The organism is Caballeronia sp. BCC1704, from assembly GCF_902833455.1.
Classification (GTDB): domain Bacteria; phylum Pseudomonadota; class Gammaproteobacteria; order Burkholderiales; family Burkholderiaceae; genus Caballeronia.
Genome location: NZ_CADFFT010000004.1, coordinates 88,155 through 110,066, shown reverse-complemented (window position 1 = coordinate 110,066; position 21,912 = coordinate 88,155). Strand labels below are relative to the sequence as shown.

Annotated in this window: 20 protein-coding genes; 14 read left to right on the top strand and 6 right to left on the bottom strand. The window is 66.0% G+C overall.

Going from position 1 to position 21,912, the window contains the following annotated elements; genetic code table 11:
- Nucleotides 1-24: 24 nt before the first annotated feature.
- From prfB to HWX53_RS20210, 3 genes are all read right to left on the bottom strand, one after another.
- A protein-coding gene (gene prfB / locus HWX53_RS20220; protein ID WP_175944228.1) for a peptide chain release factor 2 occupies nt 25-1,129 on the bottom strand; the annotation gives its coding sequence in 2 pieces (ribosomal slippage) (nt 25-1,047 and nt 1,049-1,129; 1,104 coding nt in all).
- A 240-nt stretch (nt 1,130-1,369) separates the two neighbouring features.
- Entirely contained in the window at nt 1,370-3,070 is a 1,701-nt protein-coding gene (gene recJ / locus HWX53_RS20215) for a single-stranded-DNA-specific exonuclease RecJ (protein ID WP_175944227.1), read from the bottom strand.
- An 11-nt stretch (nt 3,071-3,081) separates the two neighbouring features.
- Nucleotides 3,082-4,197 carry a regulator gene (locus HWX53_RS20210; protein ID WP_175944225.1) on the bottom strand — a complete coding sequence of 372 codons (1,116 nt, stop codon included), beginning with the start codon at nt 4,195-4,197 and terminating at the stop codon, nt 3,082-3,084.
- A gap of 215 nt (nt 4,198-4,412) precedes the next feature.
- Here HWX53_RS20210 and HWX53_RS20205 point away from each other — a divergent pair, with 215 nt between their 5' ends.
- From HWX53_RS20205 to ftsB, 9 genes are all read left to right on the top strand, one after another.
- Complete coding sequence (locus HWX53_RS20205) at nt 4,413-5,666, top strand: lipoprotein-releasing ABC transporter permease subunit (RefSeq protein WP_175944223.1); 1,254 nt, start codon at nt 4,413-4,415, stop codon at nt 5,664-5,666.
- A complete protein-coding gene (gene lolD / locus HWX53_RS20200; RefSeq protein WP_175944221.1) occupies nt 5,659-6,372 on the top strand; it encodes a lipoprotein-releasing ABC transporter ATP-binding protein LolD in 714 nt (237 codons plus the stop codon). The genes HWX53_RS20205 and lolD overlap by 8 nt, the downstream gene beginning before the upstream one ends.
- A gap of 22 nt (nt 6,373-6,394) precedes the next feature.
- A complete protein-coding gene (locus HWX53_RS20195) occupies nt 6,395-7,183 on the top strand; it encodes a TatD family hydrolase (protein ID WP_175944219.1) in 789 nt (262 codons plus the stop codon).
- An 84-nt stretch (nt 7,184-7,267) separates the two neighbouring features.
- The gene (locus HWX53_RS20190) at nt 7,268-9,787 is read left to right on the top strand and encodes a ComEC/Rec2 family competence protein (protein WP_175945226.1); all 2,520 of its coding nucleotides are present in this window, start codon (nt 7,268-7,270) and stop codon (nt 9,785-9,787) included.
- Between the two features lie 28 nt (nt 9,788-9,815).
- Nucleotides 9,816-10,619 carry an alpha/beta hydrolase gene (locus HWX53_RS20185; protein ID WP_175944217.1) on the top strand — a complete coding sequence of 268 codons (804 nt, stop codon included), beginning with the start codon at nt 9,816-9,818 and terminating at the stop codon, nt 10,617-10,619.
- A gap of 147 nt (nt 10,620-10,766) precedes the next feature.
- A complete protein-coding gene (locus tag HWX53_RS20180) occupies nt 10,767-12,461 on the top strand; it encodes a CTP synthase (protein WP_175944215.1) in 1,695 nt (564 codons plus the stop codon).
- Nucleotides 12,458-13,312: a 3-deoxy-8-phosphooctulonate synthase gene (kdsA, locus tag HWX53_RS20175; RefSeq protein WP_175944213.1), complete on the top strand. Its 855-nt coding sequence runs from the start codon at nt 12,458-12,460 to the stop codon at nt 13,310-13,312. Before HWX53_RS20180 ends, kdsA begins: the two co-directional genes overlap by 4 nt.
- A gap of 175 nt (nt 13,313-13,487) precedes the next feature.
- The gene (gene eno / locus HWX53_RS20170) at nt 13,488-14,771 is read left to right on the top strand and encodes a phosphopyruvate hydratase (protein ID WP_175944211.1); all 1,284 of its coding nucleotides are present in this window, start codon (nt 13,488-13,490) and stop codon (nt 14,769-14,771) included.
- A 119-nt stretch (nt 14,772-14,890) separates the two neighbouring features.
- A complete protein-coding gene (gene ftsB, locus HWX53_RS20165) occupies nt 14,891-15,355 on the top strand; it encodes a cell division protein FtsB (protein WP_175944209.1) in 465 nt (154 codons plus the stop codon).
- Between the two features lie 89 nt (nt 15,356-15,444).
- Here the strand turns inward: ftsB and HWX53_RS20160 are convergent, their stop codons facing one another.
- The 3 genes from HWX53_RS20160 to HWX53_RS20150 all read right to left on the bottom strand — a co-directional run bounded on the left by HWX53_RS20160 (nt 15,445) and on the right by HWX53_RS20150 (nt 17,476).
- Nucleotides 15,445-15,792, bottom strand: coding sequence for a hypothetical protein (locus HWX53_RS20160; protein WP_175944207.1), 348 nt, complete (start codon nt 15,790-15,792; stop codon nt 15,445-15,447).
- Nucleotides 15,793-15,940: 148 nt separating this feature from the next.
- Nucleotides 15,941-16,891 carry an Hsp33 family molecular chaperone HslO gene (gene hslO, locus HWX53_RS20155; protein WP_175944205.1) on the bottom strand — a complete coding sequence of 317 codons (951 nt, stop codon included), beginning with the start codon at nt 16,889-16,891 and terminating at the stop codon, nt 15,941-15,943.
- Between the two features lie 60 nt (nt 16,892-16,951).
- Nucleotides 16,952-17,476 carry a gamma carbonic anhydrase family protein gene (locus HWX53_RS20150; RefSeq protein ID WP_175944203.1) on the bottom strand — a complete coding sequence of 175 codons (525 nt, stop codon included), beginning with the start codon at nt 17,474-17,476 and terminating at the stop codon, nt 16,952-16,954.
- A 184-nt stretch (nt 17,477-17,660) separates the two neighbouring features.
- On the opposite strand from HWX53_RS20150, the gene HWX53_RS20145 reads away from it, so the two are divergent.
- From HWX53_RS20145 to HWX53_RS20125, 5 genes are all read left to right on the top strand, one after another.
- Nucleotides 17,661-18,515, top strand: a complete 855-nt coding sequence (locus tag HWX53_RS20145; RefSeq protein WP_175944201.1) for a ferritin-like domain-containing protein — start codon at nt 17,661-17,663, stop codon at nt 18,513-18,515.
- 49 nt (nt 18,516-18,564) lie between these two features.
- Nucleotides 18,565-19,449 carry an alpha/beta hydrolase gene (locus HWX53_RS20140; protein WP_175944199.1) on the top strand — a complete coding sequence of 295 codons (885 nt, stop codon included), beginning with the start codon at nt 18,565-18,567 and terminating at the stop codon, nt 19,447-19,449.
- Nucleotides 19,450-19,538: 89 nt separating this feature from the next.
- Nucleotides 19,539-20,369, top strand: a complete 831-nt coding sequence (locus tag HWX53_RS20135; RefSeq protein WP_175945223.1) for a 3',5'-nucleoside bisphosphate phosphatase — start codon at nt 19,539-19,541, stop codon at nt 20,367-20,369.
- Nucleotides 20,370-20,515: 146 nt separating this feature from the next.
- A complete protein-coding gene (locus HWX53_RS20130) occupies nt 20,516-21,145 on the top strand; it encodes an L-threonylcarbamoyladenylate synthase (protein WP_175944197.1) in 630 nt (209 codons plus the stop codon).
- Between the two features lie 97 nt (nt 21,146-21,242).
- Nucleotides 21,243-21,908, top strand: coding sequence for a site-2 protease family protein (locus HWX53_RS20125; RefSeq protein ID WP_159836517.1), 666 nt, complete (start codon nt 21,243-21,245; stop codon nt 21,906-21,908).
- The last annotated feature ends 4 nt before the right edge of the window (nt 21,909-21,912 follow it).

Sequence of the window (21,912 nt, the reverse complement as noted above, 5' to 3'; positions counted from 1 at the left end):
CCGGAAGCCGCGCCGCTCGAAGACTTAAACGCCTTGTTTCAGGCTCGCGCTGATGAAGTCGTCGAGGTCGCCGTCGAGCACGGCGCGCGTGTTGCTCATTTCGACGTTGGTGCGCAGGTCCTTCACGCGGCTCTGGTCGAGCACGTAGGAGCGGATCTGATGGCCCCAGCCCACGTCTGTCTTGCTCGATTCGAGCTTGTCCTGCTCCGCCTGACGCTTGCGCATTTCGAATTCGTACAGACGCGCCTTCAGCATCTGCATGGCTTCGGCGCGGTTGCGGTGCTGCGAGCGGTCGTTCTGGCACTGCACGACAATCCCGGTCGGCGCGTGCGTAAGACGCACGGCAGAGTCCGTCTTGTTGATGTGCTGGCCGCCCGCGCCCGATGCGCGATAGGTGTCCGTGCGGATATCGGCCGGATTGATCTCGATCTCGATGGAATCGTCGATTTCCGGATACACGAACACCGACGAGAACGACGTGTGCCGGCCGCCCGACGAATCGAACGGCGACTTGCGCACGAGCCGGTGAATTCCGGTTTCGGTGCGCAGATAGCCGTACGCGTACTCGCCTTCGACCTTGATGGTCGCGCTCTTGATGCCCGCGACGTCGCCTTCGGATTCTTCGAGCACTTCGGTCTTGAAGCCTTTGCGCTCGCAATAACGCAGATATTGGCGCAGCAGCATGGACGCCCAGTCGCACGCCTCGGTGCCGCCCGCGCCCGCCTGAATGTCGATGAAGCAGTTGTTCGGATCGGCCGGGTTCGAGAACATCCGGCGGAATTCCATGTCTTCGACGCGCGCTTTCAGTGCGCCGGCGTCGGATTCGCAGGCGACGAGCGTGTCTTCGTCGCCTTCCTCGCGCGCCATCTCGAAGAGTTCTTCGGCGTCGCGCAGATCGTTGTCGAGGGCGGAGAGCGTCGACACCACGCCGTCGAGCAGTTTCTTTTCACGACCGAGCGCCTGCGCGTTCTTCGAGTCGTTCCAGACGTTCGGGTCTTCGAGTTCCTTGTTGACTTCGGCTAGACGCGCGGACTTGGCGTCGTAGTCAAAGATACCCCCGTAGCTCGCCCGCGCGGCGGCGCAGGTCGGCCAGAAGGCTTTCGATCGCGTTGAGACGTTCTGCTTCCATTGTCGATCTTCGGCTTCGTAAAAAGGTCAAATTATAGCCGATCGACACGCTTTTCCCGCGCGGGCGGCGCACGCGGACGCACGCCGCTACACGCGAAGCGGGGCGCTTTGTCGTCCGCGCGCAGGCGCTTCGCGCAGGGCTTCGGTGTTCGTTGCCAGCGGGAACGCCGGCCGTAATTGCGCGACCGTATTGGCGCAGCCGGCGATCAGCGGATGTTGTGCCGGCGGATGCCGAACCCGCTCAAGCCGCGTGCTCGACGATCAGCTGCACGCGCGCCACGCCGTTCCACGAATCGCTGACGAGCCGGTACGCGACGGTCGCGCGCGGCGGCAGCGGATCGACGTGGTTGAACCAGATCGCGTTGAAGCGCTGACGGCCGCGCATCAGTTGCAGCTTCAAGTGCTTGTCTTTCACGAGCGATTGCGACGCGACGTCGAACTCGCCCGAGAACGTCGGCGCCGGAAAGCCCTGTCCCCAGACCGCCGCGTCCAGCAGTTCGATGAATTGCGGCGTGAAGTACGCGTCTTCCAGTTCGCCGTCCGTCTCGATGGTCCGCGAGAGCGCGTCGGCCGTCAGCCATTCGCGGCCGACTGCTTCGAACGCGTCGGTGAAGCGCGGGATGTCGGCGGTGGCGAGCGTGAGGCCCGCCGCCATCGCGTGGCCGCCGAACTTGTGGATGAGACCGGGCTCGCGCTTGCTGATGAGATCGACGGCATCGCGAAGATGGAAGCCGGGAATCGAACGGCCGGAGCCTTTCGAGAGCGTGCCGGCGTCATCGGCGTGCGCGAACGTGAACGACGGCCGGTGAAAGCGCTCCTTCAGCCGTCCCGCGACGATGCCGATCACGCCCTGATGCCAGCTCGCGTCGTAGAGCGTGAGCGTCGCGCGTTCGCCGGCATCGAACGATTGCAGTTCGGCGAGCGCCTGCTGCTGCATGCCGGCTTCGATCTCGCGCCGCTCGCGGTTCATCGCGTCGAGCTGCTGCGCGAGTTCGCATGCGCGGCCGATGTCGTCGGTCGTCAAGCATTCGATGCCGAGCGACATGTCCGACAGCCGTCCCGCCGCGTTCAGGCGCGGCCCGAGCGCGAAGCCGAGATCGAAGCCCGACGCGGCGCGCGCGTCGCGGCCCGCCGCGCGGAACAACGCGGCGATGCCCGGCTGCATACGGCCCGCGCGGATGCGCTTCAAACCCTGCGCGACGAGAATCCGGTTGTTGCAGTCGAGCTTCACGACGTCGGCCACGGTGCCGAGCGCGACGAGATCGAGCAAGCCGTCCAGGCGCGGCTCCGGCGTGCTCTCGTACGCGCCGCGCCGGCGCAGTTCGGCACGCAGCGCCAGCAGCACGTAGAACATCACGCCGACGCCCGCGATGCATTTGCTCGGAAAGCCGCAGCCCGGCTGATTCGGATTGACGATCGCGCGGGCGGCGGGCAGTTCGTCGCCGGGCAGGTGATGATCGGTCACGACGACGTCGATGCCGAGCGCGTTGGCCGCCGCGACGCCTTCGACGCTCGCGATGCCGTTATCGACCGTAATCAGCAAGTCGGGCGCGCCGAGGGGCGAGCGTGCGGCCAGTTCGACGATTTCCGGCGTCAGCCCGTAGCCGTATTCGAAGCGGTTCGGCACGAGATAGTCGATCGTCGCGCCGAACATGCGCAGGCCGCGCACGGCCACCGCGCAGGCGGTCGCGCCGTCGCAGTCGTAGTCCGCGACGACGAGCATGCGCTTGCCCGCCGCGAGCGCATCGGCGAGCACGGCGGCGGCGGCGTCGCAGCCCTTCAGGCCGACGGGCGCGTGCAGGCGCTTCAACTCGGTTTCGACTTCGTCGGGCGACGTGACGCCGCGCGCCGCGTAGAGCCGCGCGATCACGGGATGCAGGCCGTGGCGCATCAGGGCTTCGGCGTCGGCGGGGGACGAGGCGCGGGTAACGATTCGCGTCATGCGGAAAGCCTTTATTCGATGAGAAGCGCCGCGATCGGCCGGCGGCGCCAGAACTTGCGCAAGTCGCCGCGCGTGACCGATAGCGTGACCGAGCCGGTATCGCCGCACAGCGTGAGACGAAGGCGCTTGAGCGAACCGCTCGATAGCGCATCGAGCGCCGGCGCGAACCACGCGTCTTCGAGCGTCTTCAGCGCGGCGTTCCAGCGCGCCCAGTCCTGCTCGATGAACGGCGCCGAGAACGGGTCCAGTTCGACGAGCGTCGCGCCTTCCCCGCCGTCTTTCGCGAGCGCTGCGAACGACTCCGGCGGCGTCGACGGCTTCACGCCCGAAGCGAGCGAGAGGCCGCGCGTGGCGGCGGCATCGGACATCACGGCGGCGAACGGGCGCGTGACCGGGCGCATCGCGCCTTGTCCGTGCAGCCAGATCGAATTGATCGGCGGCAGTCCGCGCGACTCGCGCTCCACGTTCAGCGGGTGCTCGAACCATGCCATCTGCACTTCGTTCTGCAGCTTCATCCACGGGCGCGAGCGTTCGCCGGTGCGGGCTTCGTGCGGCAGCCAGATTTCGATGTTGCGTCCCGCCGCGCGCAATGGCGACGCGCCCGCGAGCGCGCCGAGCGCATCGCCTGATACGTACCAGCGCAGCGGCGTTGGCGCCTGCACCGCGATGCCGAGGTCCTCGATGACCGGCCGCGCGGTGTCCAGCAGCGCGCGCGCTTCTTCGGTGCGCACGCCGAGCGTGGCGGGATCGATCAACACGAGATGATCGTGCGCGATGCGGACATGAACCGGCTCGATGCAGGCCCAAAGGGCGGCGTTGCCAGCATCGGGCGCGCCGGGATCGCCGCCATCGGCGAGCAGCATGAAGGGCGCGAGCGGGGCGTCGTCGGCATAACGTTGGCCCGCGTTCGGCGCAACGATGCCGAAGCGTTGCGCGATCCACCGCTCGTGCGGCAGCGTGCGCTGAAAGTCTTCGCCGATCACGCGTTCTTCAAGCGTCGCGCGGGCGAGCAGCGTGTCGAGCGCCGCGCTTTCCAGTCCGTGCAGCGCGGTTGCGGCGTCCGCCGCCGAGGGCAGGGCGAACGGCAGCAGAAGGTGAAGGTCGGGAACGGGCATGATGGTCGGCATTGTAGGCGAAAGCGGCAGGCGTCATCGGCGCAGGCGCGATGCGCCAAGCGCTGCGCGACCCGCGCTTGTTACGGCGCCGACCTGAGGTGTGGCAAACTTTCGCAAATTTCGCGGCGAATGGACCTGTCATACGCCGCCATATCGGGGCGAATTACCGCGGCATTCGTCATGCGCCGTCGTACAGCAACGCAGCAACACCAGACACAAGGATTCGCTTGAAACTTCCGTACGAATGGCAGATCGGCTGGCGCTACACGCGCGCCAGCAAACGCACCACAGGCAACGGCTTCATCTCATTCATCGCGCTCGTGTCGATGGCGGGCATCGCGCTCGGCGTCGCCGCGCTGATCGTCGTGCTCTCGGTCATGAACGGCTTTCAGAAGGAAGTGCGCGACCGCATGCTCTCGGTGCTCGCGCACGTCGAAATCTTCTCGCCGACGGGGTCGATGCCCAACTGGCAACTCACCGCGCAGGAAGCCAAGCGCAATCCCGAAGTGATTGGCGCGGCACCCTATGTCGAAGCGCAGGCGCTGCTGACGCGGCAAGGCGCGGTGAGCGGCGTCGCGCTGCGCGGCGTGGAACCGTCGCTGGAGCCGGAAGTGTCGGATATCGGCAAGGAGATGCGCGCAGGCAAGCTCGCGGACCTGGTTCCCGGTGAATTCGGCATCGTGCTCGGCGCCGATCTGGCGACCAACCTTGGCGTCATGACCGGCGACAAGATCACGCTCGTCGCGCCCGAAGGCACCATCACGCCTGCGGGCATGATGCCGCGCCTGAAGCAGTTCACGGTCGTCGGCATTTTCGAATCCGGTCACTACGAATACGATTCGACGCTTGCGCTCATTTCGATCCGCGACGCGCAGGCGCTCTTTCGCCTGCCCGCGCCGACCGGCGTGCGCCTGCGCCTGAAAGACATGCAGCGCGCGCCCGAAGTCGCGCGGCAACTGTCGCACACGCTTTCCGGCGAACTCTATATCCGCGACTGGACGCAGCAGAACAAGACGTGGTTCTCCGCCGTGCAGATCGAAAAGCGGATGATGTTCATCATTCTCACGCTGATCATCGCGGTGGCGGCGTTCAATCTCGTGTCGTCGCTCGTGATGACCGTCACCGACAAGCAGGCCGATATCGCCATCCTGCGCACGCTCGGCGCGCAGCCCGGCTCGATCATGAAGATATTCGTGGTGCAGGGCGTGACCATTGGCTTTATCGGCACGGCGCTCGGCGTGTCGCTGGGCTGCCTGATTGCGTGGAGCATTCCGTGGCTCGTGCCGATGATCGAGCATCTGCTCGGCGTGCAGTTCCTGCCGCCTTCGGTGTATTTCATCAGCGAGCTGCCGTCCGAACTCGTGCCGGGGGATGTCATGAAGATCGGCGTCATCGCGTTCTTGTTGTCGTCGCTTGCGACGCTCTATCCGAGCTGGCGCGGCGCGAAGGTTCGTCCGGCGGAGGCGCTGCGCTATGAGTGACCTGATTCCGGCAAACAACCTCGTGCTGCAGGCTTCGGCGATTTCGAAGACTTTTGTGCAGGGCGGCTCGAACGTGCAGGTGCTCGACAACGCGCAACTCGATGTCTATCGCGGCGAGAAGCTCGCGATCGTCGGCGCGTCGGGTTCCGGCAAGAGCACGCTTCTGCATGTGCTCGGCGGCCTCGACGAGCCGAGCGCGGGCAAGGTGTCGCTGCTCGGCAAGCCGTTCACCGAACTGAAAGAGAAGGAGCGCAACGAACTGCGTAATCGCGCGCTCGGCTTCGTGTACCAGTTTCATCATCTGCTGCCCGAATTCACCGCGCTCGATAACGTCGCGATGCCGCTGCGCATTCGCCGCATGAGCGAGGACGCCGCGCGCAAGGAAGCGATGGGCATGCTGGAGCGCGTCGGCATCGGGCATCGCGCGAAGCATCGGCCGGGCGCATTGTCGGGCGGCGAGCGGCAACGCGTTGCGATTGCGCGCGCGCTCGTCACGCGTCCGGCGTGCGTGCTCGCCGACGAGCCCACCGGCAACCTCGACGGCGGCACCGCCGACACGGTCTTCAACCTGATGCTGGAGCTTTCGCAGACACTGGAGACGAGCTTCGTGATCGTCACGCACGATCCCGATCTCGCCGCGCGCTGCGACCGCATCATGCGTCTGCGCGACGGCGTGCTGCACGAAGAGCCGCCGGTGCCGGTCTAAGCGCCGCGCCTCGGAGGACGCCATGTGGATCGACACGCACTGTCACCTCGATGCGTCAGAGTTCGACGCGGACCGCGACACCGTGGCCCGCGCGGCCCTCGATGCGGCAGTAACGCGCATCGTGATTCCGGGCGTCGAGCGGTCGAACTTCGATACGGTGCGCGCGCTGGCGCATCGCATCGAAGGCGGCGCGTATGCGCTCGGCATCCATCCGCTTTTCACGCCGCGCGCCACCGACGATGATCTGCGCGTGCTGCGCGAAGAGATCGCTGCGAGCATGGATGATCCGCGCTTCGTCGGCATCGGCGAGATCGGGCTGGATTACTTCGTGCCGACGCTCGACGACGCGCGCCAGCAGTTCTTCTACTACGAGCAACTGAAGCTCGCCCGCGAGTTCCAACTGCCGGTGATTTGCCACGTGCGCAAGTCGCAAGACAAGGTGCTGAAGGGCCTGCGCGTGCACGACATTCATTGCGGCATCGCGCATGCGTTCAACGGCAGCTTCCAGCAGGCCGAGGCGTTCATCGCGCAGGGCATGCGGCTCGGTTTCGGCGGCAATCTGACGTTCGAGCGGGCGCGGCAGATCAGACGGCTTGCGGCCGATCTTCCGCTCGATGCCATCGTGCTCGAAACCGATGCGCCCGACATTGCGCCCGCCTGGCGCTACAAGGGCCGCAATACGCCGGATCAGGTCGCGGGCATCGCGAAGGTGCTCGCGCAACTGCGCGGCATCGGCGAAGACGCGCTTTCACTAGGCACAACGGCTAACGCGCACGCCGCGCTGCCCCGGCTCGCGCTCGCGGCTTCATAATCGTTCACGGTTGCATTTGCTTCGGATCGCTGACTTTTGATCCGGGCGGATGCGTTTTGCGTGACGATAGAAGAGAGCGTAGGCGTGCGGGCGGTGTTGCTGTGTTTTGCATTGGGCGTCGCGTGGTTGCAGCAACAGGCGGCGTTGCCGGGCGTCGGCGGCTGGGCGGCTTGCTTCGCACTTGCTTGCGTGGCGGCGTACGTCGGTTGTGCGCTGCGCGGGCGGCGGCGCATCGCGGCTTTCGCCGTTGCGGCCGCTGCAATCGGCTTCGCGTATGCCGCCGTGCGCGCCGAAATGCGCTTGCAGCAGCACTTGCCGGTCGAGTTCGAGCAGCGCGATATTGAACTGACCGGCTTCGTGCGCGGTCTGCCGGAGCCGCAAGCGGAAGGCACGCGCTTTCTCTTCGAAGTGGAGTCGAACGGCGCGGGCTTGCGCAATTTCCCGCGTATCGTGAGGCTGCTTTCGATGGACTCGGCACTGCCCGCGCTGATTGCCGGTCAACGCTGGACGCTGACCGCGCGGCTCAAGCGCGCGCATGCCAACGCAAACTTCGCGTTGCGCGATGGAGAAGTGAGCTTGCTCGAACGCGGCATTCGCGCGACCGGCTCGGTGTCCGCCAGCCGGCCCGCGCGACGCCTTCGCGGCGATGCGATCGGACCGTGGCTCGCCATCGACCGATGGCGCGCGCGCATCCGGCAGCGCATCGAAACCGTGCTCGCGGATGCGCCGCATCGCGGGATCGTCGTCGCGCTGGCGGTGGGCGCGCAGGATTCTGTGAGCGATGCCGATTGGGCCGTTCTGCGCGCGACCGGCACGAGCCATCTCGTCGCCATCTCCGGCCTGCATATCGGCTTCGTCGCGGGGCTTGCGGCTTTCACCTGCGGCTTCGTATGGAAGCGCATCCGCTTGCGTGGCGTGCCCGCGCCGCTCGTCGTGGCAGCGCCGAAAGTGGCGGCACTCGGCGCGGCGTCGTTTGCGGCGTTCTATGCCGCGCTCGCCGGCTTCAACGTGCCCACGCAGCGTACGTTGTGGACGCTCGCCGTGTTCGCCGTCGCGTTCGTCGGCGGGCGGCGGCCGGCGGCGTCGGTCGTGCTCGCGTGGGCGCTCGCGTTGGTGTTGATCGTCGACCCGTGGGCGGTGACGTCGCCGGGGTTCTGGCTCTCGTTCGTCGCGGTAGCGGCGATTTTGCATGGCATTGCGGCGTACGGCAGGCACGCCAAGAAAGCGCCGTCCGATGACACCGACGACTGGCTCGCGGGCATGGAGGCGCGTGATCCGCTGCTGCCGGATGAAGTGGCGTCGGGGCAAGCCGTCGCCGATGCGCCGTCGCGTAAGCCCTCGCGCTCGCTGACAAGCGCGTGCCACCGCGCCGCTGACAAGATACGCGGGCATCTGGCATCGAGCGCACGCGTGCAATACGCCGTCACGCTGTCGCTCGCGCCGTTGACCGCCTACTGGTTCTCGCAAATCCCGCTCGTCGGCCCGCTCGCCAATGCGTTCGCCATTCCGTGGATCAGCTTCGTCGTGACGCCCGCGACGCTTTTCGCGCTGATCCTTCCGGCTCCGCTCGATGTACCGATGCTTCACCTAGCGCACGGCGCACTATGCATCCTCTTCGACGCGCTCGAACGGTTAGCCGACGCAGGCCCCGCATCGTCGCTCTGGCGCTTGCCGCAGCCCGGCATGTTCGCGCTCGCCGCGTCGCTTGCGGGCGCGGCGTGGGCGCTCGCGCCGCGCGGCTGGCCGCTGCGCTTCGCCGTGCCGCTCACGTGGCTGCCGCTTTTGGTACCCGCGTCGAGCGGCGTGCCACAAGGCGCGCTTCGCGTGACCGCGCTCGATATCGGACAAGGCTCGGCGCTCGTCGTCGAGACAGCGCGACACACACTGCTCTTCGACGCCGGCCCGGGCCCCGAGTCGACGCACGCGGGCGAGCGCATCGTCGCGCCGTATCTCATCGCGACGGGCGTGCGTTCGCTGGATGCGCTCGTCATCAGCCATTCCGATTCGGATCACGCGGGCGGCGCGCCCGCGGTGCTGCAGGCGGTCCCGGTGCGGCAACTGCTGGCGTCGCTGCCCGCGAGCCATCCGCTCTGGTCCGATGCCGGAAAGCGCGGCGGCGACAGGCTGCGTTGCGTCGCCGGTCAGCACTGGATATGGGACCGCGTGGACTTCCGCGTGCTGTGGCCGGACCCCGGGCCGCTCACCGGCACGCCGAATCATCAGGCGTGCGTGCTGAAGGTGACGAACGCGGCGGGGCGGGCCGCGCTTTTCACGGCGGATATCGAAGCGGACGTCGAACGCACGCTGCTCGCGCGCGATCCCGCCTCGCTGCGCGCCGACGTGCTGATCGTGCCGCATCACGGCAGCCGCACGTCGTCCACCGAGCCTTTCCTCGATTCGGTCGGGCCGCTCGCCGCGGTATTTCAGGTAGGCTATCGCAACCGCTTTCACCATCCGAATCCCACGGTGTACGCGCGCTACCGGTTGCGCGACATCGCGCTTACGCGCAGCGACGAGGACGGCGCGGCGCGCATCGACATGGGTGAGGAGATCGTGCTCGATCGCTACCGGCAAACGCACGCGCGTTACTGGATGGGGCGCTGAAAACAATACGACAAGAACGAGGAGCCGCTTGAAGGACATCATCCATTTCTCGCATGCGAACGGCTTTCCGGCGCCCACTTACCGCACCATGTTCGCCGAACTCGCGGACGACTACGAGATCCGCAGCATCGAACGATATGGCCACGATCCGCGCTTTCCGGTCACGCAGGGCTGGCCGCGTCTCGCGGATCAACTGATCGAGGACATGAGCCGCTACCGGCAAGACGCGCATCCGAAGGTGTGGCTCGTCGGGCATTCGCTCGGCGGCTATCTTTCGCTGATGGCAGCGCAGAAGCGCCCGCAGTGGGTGAAGGGCGTGGTGATGCTGGATTCGCCGATCATCGCGGGATGGCGCAGCGGCCTGCTGCGCGCGACGCAATGGACCGGACTCGACGAGCGCCTCTCGCCCGCGTCCGCGACGAAAAAGCGCCGCACGCACTGGGCGAGCCGCGACGAAGCGTGGCGGCATTTTCGCGCGAAGCCCGCGTTCGCGCGCTGGGACGAGCGCATGCTGGCCGACTACATCGACTTCGGCATTCCGCAGACGCAGGCCGACGGCACGCGCACGCTCGCGTTCGACCGGCACGTCGAATACCTGATCTATCGCACGCTGCCGCACACGCTCGGCGCGCGCTTCGGGCACGGCGCGCCGGTGCCGGTCGGCTTCGTCGCGGGCACGCATTCCACCGAAGTGCGGCAGGTCGGACTGCGCATGACGCGGCGCATCGCGGGCGGGCATTTCGAATGGATCGAAGGCAGCCATCTCTTTCCGATGGAGCGGCCCATCGAGACGGCGCGCGCCATTCGGCGGCTGCTTCACGCGATGAGTTGATGGCGCTCGAAAGGGCGCAAGCGTGCAGGAAATTGGTGCGCGCAAACAGCGCTCAAAAGGGATCGACGCGAGGCGTTGGGGCGCGTCGGCCGCTGGGTCACGGACGGCCTTTACGGTATAATCCGTTTTTCCCGCGAGCATCTAGCGATGACCAAATATGTATTCGTCACCGGCGGCGTAGTTTCTTCCCTCGGCAAGGGTATTGCCGCCGCCTCCCTCGCCGCGATCCTCGAATCGCGCGGTCTGAAAGTCACCCTCCTCAAGCTCGATCCCTACATCAACGTCGACCCCGGCACGATGTCCCCGTTTCAGCACGGCGAAGTGTTCGTGACGGAAGACGGCGCGGAGACGGACCTCGACCTCGGCCACTACGAGCGCTTTATCAGCACGAAGATGCGCAAGGCCAACAACTTCACCACGGGCCAGATCTACGAATCGGTGATCCGCAAGGAACGCCGCGGCGAGTATCTCGGCAAGACGGTGCAGGTCATTCCGCATATCACCAACGAAATTCAGGCGTTCGTCGAGCGCGGCGCGGCTGCGGCCACGTGCGGCCAGCCGGATGTCGCGATCGTCGAGATAGGCGGCACGGTGGGCGACATCGAATCGCTGCCGTTCCTGGAAGCCGCGCGTCAGATGAGCCTGCGCATGGGCCGCCACAGCGCGTGCTTCGTGCACCTGACGCTCGTGCCGTTCATCGCCACCGCGGGCGAACTCAAGACGAAGCCGACGCAGCACAGCGTGCAGAAGCTGCGCGAAATCGGTATCTATCCGAACGTGCTCTTGTGCCGCGCGGATCGCCCGATTCCGGACGACGAGCGCCAGAAGATTTCGCTGTTCTCGAACGTGCATGAGGAAGCGGTCATTTCGGTGTGGGATGTGGACAGCATCTACAAGATTCCGCAGATGCTCAACGACCAGGGCCTCGACGAAATCGTCTGCAACGAACTGAAGCTCTCGCCGAAGCCCGCCGACCTGAAGATGTGGTCGGACCTCGTCGAGAAGCTCGAGAATCCGAAGCACGAAGTGACCATCGGCATGGTCGGCAAGTATGTCGAACTCACCGAGTCGTACAAGTCGCTGATCGAAGCGCTGCGTCACGCGGCCATTCACACGTCGACCAAGGTCAACATCGAATATATCGATTCCGAGCAGATCGAAGCCGAAGGCGCCGATGGCCTGAAGCACCTCGACGCCGTGCTCGTGCCGGGCGGTTTCGGCCGTCGCGGCACCGAAGGCAAGATCAAGGCGATCCGCTATGCGCGCGAATCGAAGACGCCGTATCTCGGCATCTGCCTCGGCATGCAGCTCGCGGTCATCGAGTTCGCGCGCGACGTCGCCGGCCTCGCGGACGCGAACAGCACCGAGTTCGATTCCAGCACCACGAATCCGGTCGTCGCGCTCATCACCGAATGGTACGACCGCGCGGGGCGCATCGAAAAGCGCAGCGAAGAGTCGGATCTCGGCGGCACCATGCGCCTCGGCTCGCAGAAATGCCCGATCAAGCCCGGCACGATGGCCGAGCGCATCTACGGCACGGATGTGAACGAGCGTCATCGTCACCGTTATGAAGTCAATAACCGTTTCGTGCCCCAGCTCGAAGCGGGCGGCCTTATCATCAGCGCCCGTACGCCGAGCGAGGATCTGCCCGAGATGATGGAGTTGCCGCAGTCGATGCATCCGTGGTTCGTCGGCGTGCAGTTCCACCCCGAGTTCACCTCGACGCCGCGCGACGGGCATCCGCTCTTCAAGGCGTTCGTCGAAGCGGCGCGCACACACAGCCTCGCGGCGGGCGGCGAGAAGGCTGCGCCGGTCGCGGCAACGGCGGGAGCACAGGCATGAAGCTCTGTCACTTCGAAGCGGGACTCGACCAGCCGTTCTTCCTGATCGCGGGCACGTGCGTCGTCGAATCGGAGCAAATGACGATCGACGTCGCGGGCCAGCTCAAAGAAATCACGCAGAAGCTCGGCATCCCGTTCATCTACAAGTCCTCGTACGACAAGGCGAACCGCAGCTCGGGCAAGTCGTTTCGCGGCCTCGGCATGGACGAAGGCTTGCGCATTCTCGGCGAAGTGAAGAAGCAACTCGGCGTGCCCGTTCTCACGGACGTTCACGCCGAGCATGAGATCGAAGCGGTCGCATCGGTCGTGGACGTGTTGCAGACGCCCGCGTTCCTGTGCCGTCAGACCGACTTCATCCACGCGTGCGCGCGCTCCGGCAAGCCTGTGAATATCAAGAAGGGCCAGTTCCTCGCGCCGCACGACATGAAGAACGTGATCGACAAGGCGCGCGACGCGGCGCGCGAGGCGGGGCTCTCGGAAGACCGCTTCATGGCGTGCGAGCGCGGCGTGTCGTTCGGCTATAACAATCTGGTGTCGGACATGCGGTCGCTCGCGATCATGCGCGAAACCAACGCGCCGGTCGTGTTCGACGCCACGCACTCGGTGCAGTTGCCGGGCGGGCAGGGCACGAGTTCGGGCGGCCAGCGCGAGTTCGTGCCGGTGCTGGCGCGCGCGGCGGTCGCCACGGGCGTCGCCGGGCTGTTCATGGAGACGCATCCTGATCCGGCCTGCGCGAAGTCGGATGGTCCGAACGCGGTGCCGCTCGCGCGCATGGAATCGCTGCTGACGACGCTCATCGCGCTCGATCGTGCGGTAAAAAGCGGACCGTTTCTCGAAAACGACTTCAACTAGAGCCTGCGCAGGCTGTTCGGGCTGCGTCACAGGGCGAACGAGCCGCAGTGAACCGGCCGCGCGCCGGAAGGTCTGAGCCAGGCCAACGAAGCGAGGCCAGCGCAGCAGAGCAGTAAAGCCAGCGCTGGCCGCTTCGATCGTGACTGACAGAATTCATCGTCAATTTGAGGAAACCATGAGTGCTATCGTAGATATCATCGGCCGCGAGATTCTCGATTCGCGAGGCAATCCGACCGTCGAATGCGACGTGTTGCTCGAATCGGGCACGATGGGCCGGGCCGCAGTGCCGTCGGGCGCATCCACGGGTTCGCGCGAGGCCATCGAACTTCGCGACGGCGAAGCCGGCCGCTACGGCGGCAAGGGCGTGCTGAAGGCAGTCGAACACATCAACACCGAGATCTCCGAAGCCATCATGGGCCTCGACGCCTCGGAGCAAGCTTTCCTCGACAAGACGCTGCTGGAGCTCGACGGCACCGAGAACAAGTCGCGCCTCGGCGCCAACGCGCTGCTCGCGGTGTCGATGGCCGTCGCCAAGGCCGCCGCCGAGGAAGCCGGCTTGCCGCTGTATCGCTATTTCGGCGGCTCCGGCGCCATGCAACTGCCCGTGCCGATGATGAACATCGTCAACGGCGGCGCGCACGCGAACAACAGCCTGGACATTCAGGAATTCATGATCGTGCCGGTCAGCCAGCCGACGTTCCGCGAAGCGCTGCGTTGCGGCGCGGAAGTGTTCCATGCGCTGAAGAAAATCCTGTCGGATCGCGGCATGAGCACGGCAGTGGGCGACGAAGGCGGCTTCGCGCCGAACTTCGGCAGCAACGACGAGTGCCTGTCGACCATTCTGCAAGCTATCGAGAAAGCCGGTTATCGCGCGGGCGAAGACGTGCTGCTCGCGCTCGACTGCGCGGCGAGCGAGTTCTACCACGACGGCAAGTACCAGCTTGCCGGCGAGGGCTTGCAACTGTCGTCGGGCGAATTCACCGACTATCTCGCGACGCTCGCCGACAAGTTCCCGATCGTCTCTATCGAAGACGGCATGCACGAAAGCGACTGGGACGGCTGGAAGACGCTGACCGAGCGCCTCGGCAAGAAGGTGCAGCTCGTCGGCGACGATCTGTTCGTCACCAACACGCGCATCCTGAAGGAAGGTATCGAGCGGGGCATCGCGAATTCGATTCTGATCAAGATCAACCAGATCGGCACGCTGACGGAAACCTTCGCCGCGATCGAAATGGCCAAGCGCGCGGGTTACACGGCGGTCATCTCGCACCGCTCGGGCGAGACGGAAGATTCGACCATCGCGGATATCGCGGTCGGTCTGAACGCCGGCCAGATCAAGACCGGTTCGCTGTCGCGCAGCGACCGCATCTCGAAGTACAACCAGTTGCTGCGTATCGAAGAAGACCTCGGCGATATCGCGAGCTACCCCGGCAAGTCGGCGTTTTATAACTTGCGTTAAAAGTCCTCGCTAAAGCTTTTGCCGCTTTAGTCGATAAGGACGTTGATCTTATCTTCTGCCCGCCGCCCCGGCCTCGTGTCGAACGAGACCGAAGGGCGGCGCTTATTTCGGCTACTTGAATGCGGCTCGTAACTGTCGTTCTGGTCTTGTTGCTGGCGCTGATCCAGTACCCGCTCTGGTGGGGACACGGCGGCTGGCTGCGCGTGCATGAATTACAGCAGCAACTCGCGCAGCAGACGGACAAGAACACGAACCTGAAGCTGCGCAACGAACGCGTGCAAGGCGAAGTGCAGGACCTGCAAAGCGGCACCGCCGCCGTGGAAGAGCGGGCGCGCTACGAAATGGGCATGGTGAAGGACAGCGAGGTCTTCGTGCAGTTCGTCGCGCCCAATTCGACTGCGCCTGTGAATTCGGCGAACGTGCCGGGCATGAACGGCTCGACGCGCGGGCAGGTATCCGCCGCGCCGTTGCGCGTGGTGCCGAACCCGGTGTCGCGTTCGAAGCAGGAGTTGCGCGATCTGGATCGCAAGGCGCGCAAGGACAAGGCCGCCGAAGCCAAGAAAAAGCAGGGCGCGGGCGGGTGACCTAAAGCACTCAGCGGGCACTCATCGGGCAAATAAAAATGGCGCAGTCGTGATCGACTGCGCCATTTTTTTCGGTTCGCGCGAGCGGCCTACCACCACGTCCCGATGCCGACGCCCGTGCCCCAGTAAGGACCGCCCCAGCCGCCGCTCGAATACCCGCCGTACACGCTGATGGGCGGCGTGTAGTAGCCGGACATCATCTTCGCGTTGTTGCCGGCAGTCGCGGCTTGCTGCGATTCGCTCAGCGCCTGCTTGTCGATCTCGTTGTAGCGCTGCATCTGCTCCTCGGGCGTGAGCGTCTGCTGCGCCGTCGTCGGCGTATTCGGCAGCCGGCTGTAGATCGGCGACGGGCCCGGCGGGTCCATCATGCAGCCGGTGACAAGCAGCGCGGCGGCGGCACACGACGAAAGTTTCAACAGTGACGATGCGGTTTTCATTTGCGACCTCCAGCCGGTCGGACAACTCATCAAGCGTCAATCATAGCGCGCGGTGCGTGCTGCGAAACCCGCTCGCCGCGCGGTCGCTCTGGCCGTCCGGCGCATGTCCGGCGCGCGCAGAGGCCCGCCGGACAAGGCATCGAGCCGATCAGTGCCGCTGATCCGATGCCGGACTCACGCCCTGCGACAGCTCTTTTGCGACAAAAAGTTGCGCAACGTCGACCGGGTCGAACTCGTAGCGTTGATTGCAGAACTCGCAGTGCACTTCCACGCTGCCGCGTTCTTCGATCACGCTGTCCACCTCTTCGCGCCCGAGCATCTTCAGCATGCCGCCCACTTTCTCGCGCGAGCAGGTGCACTGGAAGCGCGCCGGCGCGGGTTCGAAGTGCTGCACGTTTTCCTGCCAGAAGAGCCGCCGGAACACGGTTTCGGGATCTTCCTTCAGCAGTTCTTCGTTCGACAGCGTGCTGCCGAGATGGCAGACGCGCTGCCACGTATCGGCGTCGTGCTCGCCCGGATGCGGGACGATGCCGCCATCCCCCGGCAGCTTCTGCAACAGCATGCCGACGGCGCGGTCCGTATTCGCGGCGAGCCACAGGCGCGTGTCGAGCTGCTCGGAATGATGCATGTACTGTTCCAGCACCTCGGCCATCGACGCGAGCGGTCCGTGCTCGCCGGACAGCGGCACGATGCCCTGATACGGCTGCTGGCCGGGCTTCTTGTCGGACGGATCGAGCGTGATGACGCAGCGGCCGTGACCGTTGCGGTTGAGCAATTCCGCGAGCGGCATGTCGTCGCGAAGCGTGCTTTCCGCGCCTTCTGCGAGCTTGGCCGTCGCGCGCAGCGTCAGCGCCGAGCTGCATTGCACGACCAGCATCTTCACCGGACCGTCGCCGTAGATTTGCATGATGAGCGTGCCGTCGAACTTGAGGTTCGCGGAGAGCAGGGCGCACGCGGCCATCATCTCGCCGAGCACGTTGCGCACGGCGGTCGGGTACGCGCGGCGCGCGAGCACTTCCTGCCACGTATTGCGCAGCGAAACGATCTCGCCGCGCACCGGCGCCGCGTTGAACATGAATTTCTGCAACTGGTCGTTCACAACTCTTCCTTGGGTGTTGAGGCGGAACGTGCTGCGCTGCGTCTCGCGCAGCGCCGCCGTTCAGCCGATGCGCACGAGCTGCGCCTTAAAGTATTCGCGCCGGTCGGCGTAACTCGCCGTGGCCGCGCGCATGCGGGCGATGTCCGCCTCGCCGATTTCACGCACCGCCTTCGCGGGCGCGCCGAGAATCAGCGTGTTGTCGGGAAACACCTTGCCTTCGGTGACGATCGCGCCCGCGCCAACCAGACAGTTGCGGCCGATCACCGCGCCATTCAAGACCACCGCCTGAATCCCGATCAGCGAGCCTTCGCCGATGGTGCAGCCGTGCAGCATCGCCTGATGGCCGACGGTGACGTTCGCCGCAATCGTCAGCGGAAAGCCGGGGTCGGCGTGCAAAACCGCGCCTTCCTGCACGTTGCTGCCGCGGCCGACGACGATCGGCTCGTTGTCGCCGCGCAGCGCCGCGCCGAACCAGACGCTCGCGCTTTCTTCGAGCGTGACGCGGCCGATAATGGTCGCGGTATCCGCGAGGAACACGCTTTCGTGAATGGTGGGGGCGTCGTCGCCGAGTTTGTAGATCGCCACGGTGTCTCCTCTGGCTTGCGTCTTCGATGATTGGATGCCGGCCGCGCGGCGCTAGAATGCGCGTCTTTGCTCGACGCTGCGCCGGCCGGCGCTATAGTTGCGCGGTGTTTTGCCCTGCCGGATCATCATTTTAGCCGGTTGCGGCATTTCGCCTCTGGGCCACCATTCTCGATTAGCCGCTGTCATGCCGAATCTCTCGCCGCCTACCGCTTTCAAGCCGGATGCCGACGACTCCTGCGCCCGCCGCACGGCGCTCGCAATCCTGCGCGAGCGCGAGCCGATCGCGAAGGCGGAACGGGCGCGTGCGCTCTTCGAAGGCGTGCGCGCGGGCGCGTTGCCAGTCGATCCGGCGCTCGCGCTCGACGATCCCGGCGATCTGCCGGGCCGCCCGGCGCGGCCCGAACTCGTCGAGCCGTCGTCGCTGAAGCGCCGCGGCATGCAGTCGGAAGCCGGGCGCGCGGTGCTGCTGCATGCGCTTGCGCATATCGAATTCAACGCGATCAACCTCGCGCTCGACGCCGTGTGGCGCTTTCCCTCGATGCCCACCGATTTTTACGTCGACTGGCTCAAGGTCGCCGCAGAAGAAGCGCATCACTTTTCGCTGCTGCGCGCGCGTCTCGCCGAATTCGGGCACGCTTACGGCGACTTCCCGGCGCACGACGGACTCTGGGAAATGGCGGAGCGCACGCGCGGCGACGTGCTCGCGCGCATGGCGCTCGTGCCGCGCACGCTGGAGGCACGCGGGCTCGACGCGTCGCCGCCCATCCGCAAGCGGCTCGCGCAGGCGGGCGATCACGCGTCGGCAGCCATTCTCGACGTAATCCTGCGCGACGAGATCGGGCATGTGCTGATCGGCAATCGCTGGTTCCGCTTTCTCTGCGACAACGCGGCGCTCGATCCGCACGTCACCTACGAACGCCTCGCCAAGCAGTATCACGCGCCGAAGCTGCGCGGCCCGTTCAACTTCGAAGCGCGCCGCGACGCCGGTTTCGACGAGGCCGAGCTCCGCGCGCTGGCCGGACTCGACGCATCGGCATAGCCGCTATACTGAACGGTCATCCTTTTTCACGAATTTCCCGAGGCGGACCATGAAAGAATCGCGCTCCGAGTTCGTCGATGCGCGCGGCGTGCGCCTGCACGTGCGCCGCTGGGGCTCGCCCGACGCGCCCATGCTGTTCATGCTCCACGGCTGGATGGACGTCGCGGCGTCGTTCCAGTTCGTGGTCGACGCGCTCGCGGGCGACTGGCAAGTGCTGGCTCCCGATGCGCGCGGCTTCGGCCTGTCGGACTGGCCGGTCGCGCAAAAGGGCGGCGGGCACTACTACTTTCCCGACTATCTCGGCGACCTCGACGCGCTTCTCGACCATTACGCGCCCACGGACCAAGTCGATCTGGTCGGCCACAGCATGGGCGCGAACGTCGCGCTGCTCTACGCGGGCGCGCGGCCGGCGCGCGTGCGGCGCGTGGTCGATCTCGAAGGCTTCGGACTGCCCGCGACGCGTCCCTCGCAGGCGCCGGGCGCGCTTACGCGATGGCTCGACGATCTGCGCGCGCCGCCGCCGCTGCGCCCCTATGCGAGCCTCGACGAAGTCGCCGACCGGCTGATCCGCACAAATCCGCGTCTCGCCCGGTCGCGCGCGCGTTTTCTCGCGCAGCACTGGTCGCGGCACGAAGCGGACGGCGCGTTTCATCTGCTCGCGGACCCGGCACACAAGCTGCGTAGCCCTGTGTTGTATCGCCTCGACGAGGTGATGGCCGTCTGGTCGCGCGTGCAGGCGAAAGTGCTGCACGTGGAGGCGGAAGGGTCGCCGACGCTCGCGAGCTTCGCGGGCGACATGCCCATCGCCGAATTCAAGACGCGCTTTGCCGCGTTCCCCGACTGGCGCGAGGAGATCGTCGGCGATGCGGGGCACATGATCCATCATGACCAGCCGGAGCGCGTCGCCGCGCTGATCGAGTCGTTCTGCGCTTGACGGCTGGGCCTTGGCTGGCCGCGGCGCGGTCATCGGGGTAAGCGTTGTTCCATGCCGTTCAAGTAAAATGACATTCCATGAAGCCGACCATTAACGCCGATCTGCATTGCCACTCCACCGTCTCGGACGGCCAGCTTTCGCCCGCCGAAGTGGCGGCGCGCGCGCATGCGGGCGGCGTTCAGGTGTGGTCGCTGACCGACCACGATCAGCTAGGCGGACAACGCGAGGCGCGCGCGGCGGCCGAGGCGCTCGGCATGCGCTATCTGCCGGGCGTCGAGATTTCGGTGACGTGGGCGTCGCGCACGGTGCATGTGGTCGGCATGAACGTCGATCCGGAGAATCAGGCGCTCGTCAACGGCCTCGCTTCGACGCGCAACGGACGCGCCGCGCGAGGCGTGGCCATCGGCGAGGCGCTCGCGGCGGTGGGCATTCCGAACGCGTACGAGGGCGCGCTGCGTTATACCGACGACCCCGACATGATCTCGCGCACGCATTTCGCGCGCTTTCTCGTCGACGAAGGCTACGCCGAGACGACCTCCGACGTGTTCGCGCGCTATCTGGGCGACGGCAAGCCGGGCTTCGTCGGCCACCGCTGGGCGAAGCTCGCGGATGCGATGCAGTGGATTCGCGACGCAGGCGGCGAGCCGATCATCGCGCATCCGGGCCGCTACGACTACACGCCGGTCCAGTTCGCCGCGCTCTTCGACGAGTTCATCCAGTTAGGCGGCAAGGCCATCGAAGTCGTGACCGGCAGTCATACGCCCGACCAGTACCGCGAGTACGCTGATGTCGCGCGCCGTTACGGCTTCGAGGCGTCGCGCGGTTCGGACTTTCACGGGCCGGGGGAAGGGCGCGTCGATCTGGGCCGGCTTCCGCCGCTGCCCGAGGACCTCACGCCCGTCTGGGCGCGCTGGCTGTAACGCCTCGGCGCGTGCCTTGCGCGCACGCGCACGGTCCTTGCCTCACGGCATCTATCGCACGCACGGTTTGGCCGAAGCGTCGCGCTCGCGCACTCACGCGTGAGGCCGACGCGTCCACGGGCAAGAACGACACAACAAGGCGTCCCATGTCCCAATTCTTTCGCATTCATCCGGATAATCCGCAGCCGCGTCTGATCAATCAGGCGGTGCAAATCATCAAGGACGGCGGCATTGTCGCGCTGCCGACCGATTCGAGCTACGCGCTCGCCTGCCATCTGGACGACAAGACTGCGGTGGAGCGGCTGCGGCGCATTCGCGGCATCGACGACAAGCAACTGCTGTCGCTGCTCGTACGCGATCTGTCCGAGCTCGCCAACTTCGCGATGGTCGACAACCGGCAGTATCGGCTGATCAAATCGGTCACGCCGGGGCCGTACGTGTTCGTGCTGCAGGCGACGAAGGAAGTGCCGCGCAGGCTGTCGCATCCGTCGCGCAAGACCATCGGGCTGCGCGTGCCGGATCACGAGATCACGCTCGCGCTGCTCGGCGCGCTCGGCGAGCCGCTGCTCGCCTCCACCCTGATCCTGCCGGGCGAGACCGAGCCGCTCAACGACGCCGAGGAAATCCGCGAGCGGCTGGAAAAGCAGATCGAGCTCGTGATCGATGCGGGCGCATGCCCGGCCGAGCCGTCCACGGTGATCGACCTGACGGGCGGCGAGCCGGTGCTGGTGCGCGCGGGCCGGGGCAGCCTGGAGCCGTTCGGCCTGGCGGCGTGAGCGAGGCCTTCCGGCTGCGCATTTCCGAAGCCAGAAACGCCGCGCGCAAGCCGCGCCGCGCCTGCCGACGCCTGCCCGCTTGATACAATAGCGCCCTATGGATCCTTCCCTGATACAAACCATCGCGGTCTACGCGCTCCCGGTGATCTTCGCGATCACGCTGCACGAGGCCGCGCATGGCTATGCCGCGCGCCTGCTCGGCGACAACACGGCTTACGTGCTCGGCCGCGTTTCCATGAATCCGATGCGCCATATCGACCCGATCGGGACTATCGTCATTCCCATCGTGCTGTACTTCGTGACGAGCGGCGCGTTCATGTTCGGCTACGCGAAGCCGGTTCCCGTCGCGTTCGGCAATCTGCGCAATCCCCGCTGGGGCGGCCTGTGGGTCGCGGCGGCGGGTCCGGGCAGCAACTTCGTGCAGGCGCTCCTCTGGGGCGTGCTCGCGGTGCTGCTCGCCGCCTTTCATGTCGATGAACCGTTCTTCACGCGCATGGCGGCAGCCGGCGTCGGCGTGAATCTGGTGTTCGGCGTGCTCAATCTCTTTCCGCTGCTGCCGCTCGACGGCGGGCGCATTCTGTCGGCGCTCTTGCCGGTGCGCGCGTCGCTTGCTTTTCAGAAGATCGAGCCGTACGGTTTCTGGATCGTGATGGCGCTCATCATGACCAACGCGCTGACGCGCTTCTGGCTCGGCCCGCTCGTGAACGTGGGCTACGCGGCGGTGTCGGCCATTCTGAATCCCTTCGCTTCACTCTTTCCCTAAGATC

Coding starts and splice junctions, on each gene's coding strand:
- recJ (WP_175944227.1), bottom strand. CDS start 3,070: ATGACGCGAATCGTTACCCGCGCCTCGTCCCCCGCCGACGCCGAAGCC.
- HWX53_RS20210 (WP_175944225.1), bottom strand. CDS start 4,197: ATGCCGACCATCATGCCCGTTCCCGACCTTCACCTTCTGCTGCCGTTC.
- lolD (WP_175944221.1), top strand. CDS start 5,659: ATGAGTGACCTGATTCCGGCAAACAACCTCGTGCTGCAGGCTTCGGCG.
- HWX53_RS20195 (WP_175944219.1), top strand. CDS start 6,395: ATGTGGATCGACACGCACTGTCACCTCGATGCGTCAGAGTTCGACGCG.
- HWX53_RS20180 (WP_175944215.1), top strand. CDS start 10,767: ATGACCAAATATGTATTCGTCACCGGCGGCGTAGTTTCTTCCCTCGGC.
- kdsA (WP_175944213.1), top strand. CDS start 12,458: ATGAAGCTCTGTCACTTCGAAGCGGGACTCGACCAGCCGTTCTTCCTG.
- eno (WP_175944211.1), top strand. CDS start 13,488: ATGAGTGCTATCGTAGATATCATCGGCCGCGAGATTCTCGATTCGCGA.
- ftsB (WP_175944209.1), top strand. CDS start 14,891: ATGCGGCTCGTAACTGTCGTTCTGGTCTTGTTGCTGGCGCTGATCCAG.
- HWX53_RS20160 (WP_175944207.1), bottom strand. CDS start 15,792: ATGAAAACCGCATCGTCACTGTTGAAACTTTCGTCGTGTGCCGCCGCC.
- HWX53_RS20145 (WP_175944201.1), top strand. CDS start 17,661: ATGCCGAATCTCTCGCCGCCTACCGCTTTCAAGCCGGATGCCGACGAC.
- HWX53_RS20140 (WP_175944199.1), top strand. CDS start 18,565: ATGAAAGAATCGCGCTCCGAGTTCGTCGATGCGCGCGGCGTGCGCCTG.
- HWX53_RS20130 (WP_175944197.1), top strand. CDS start 20,516: ATGTCCCAATTCTTTCGCATTCATCCGGATAATCCGCAGCCGCGTCTG.
- HWX53_RS20125 (WP_159836517.1), top strand. CDS start 21,243: ATGGATCCTTCCCTGATACAAACCATCGCGGTCTACGCGCTCCCGGTG.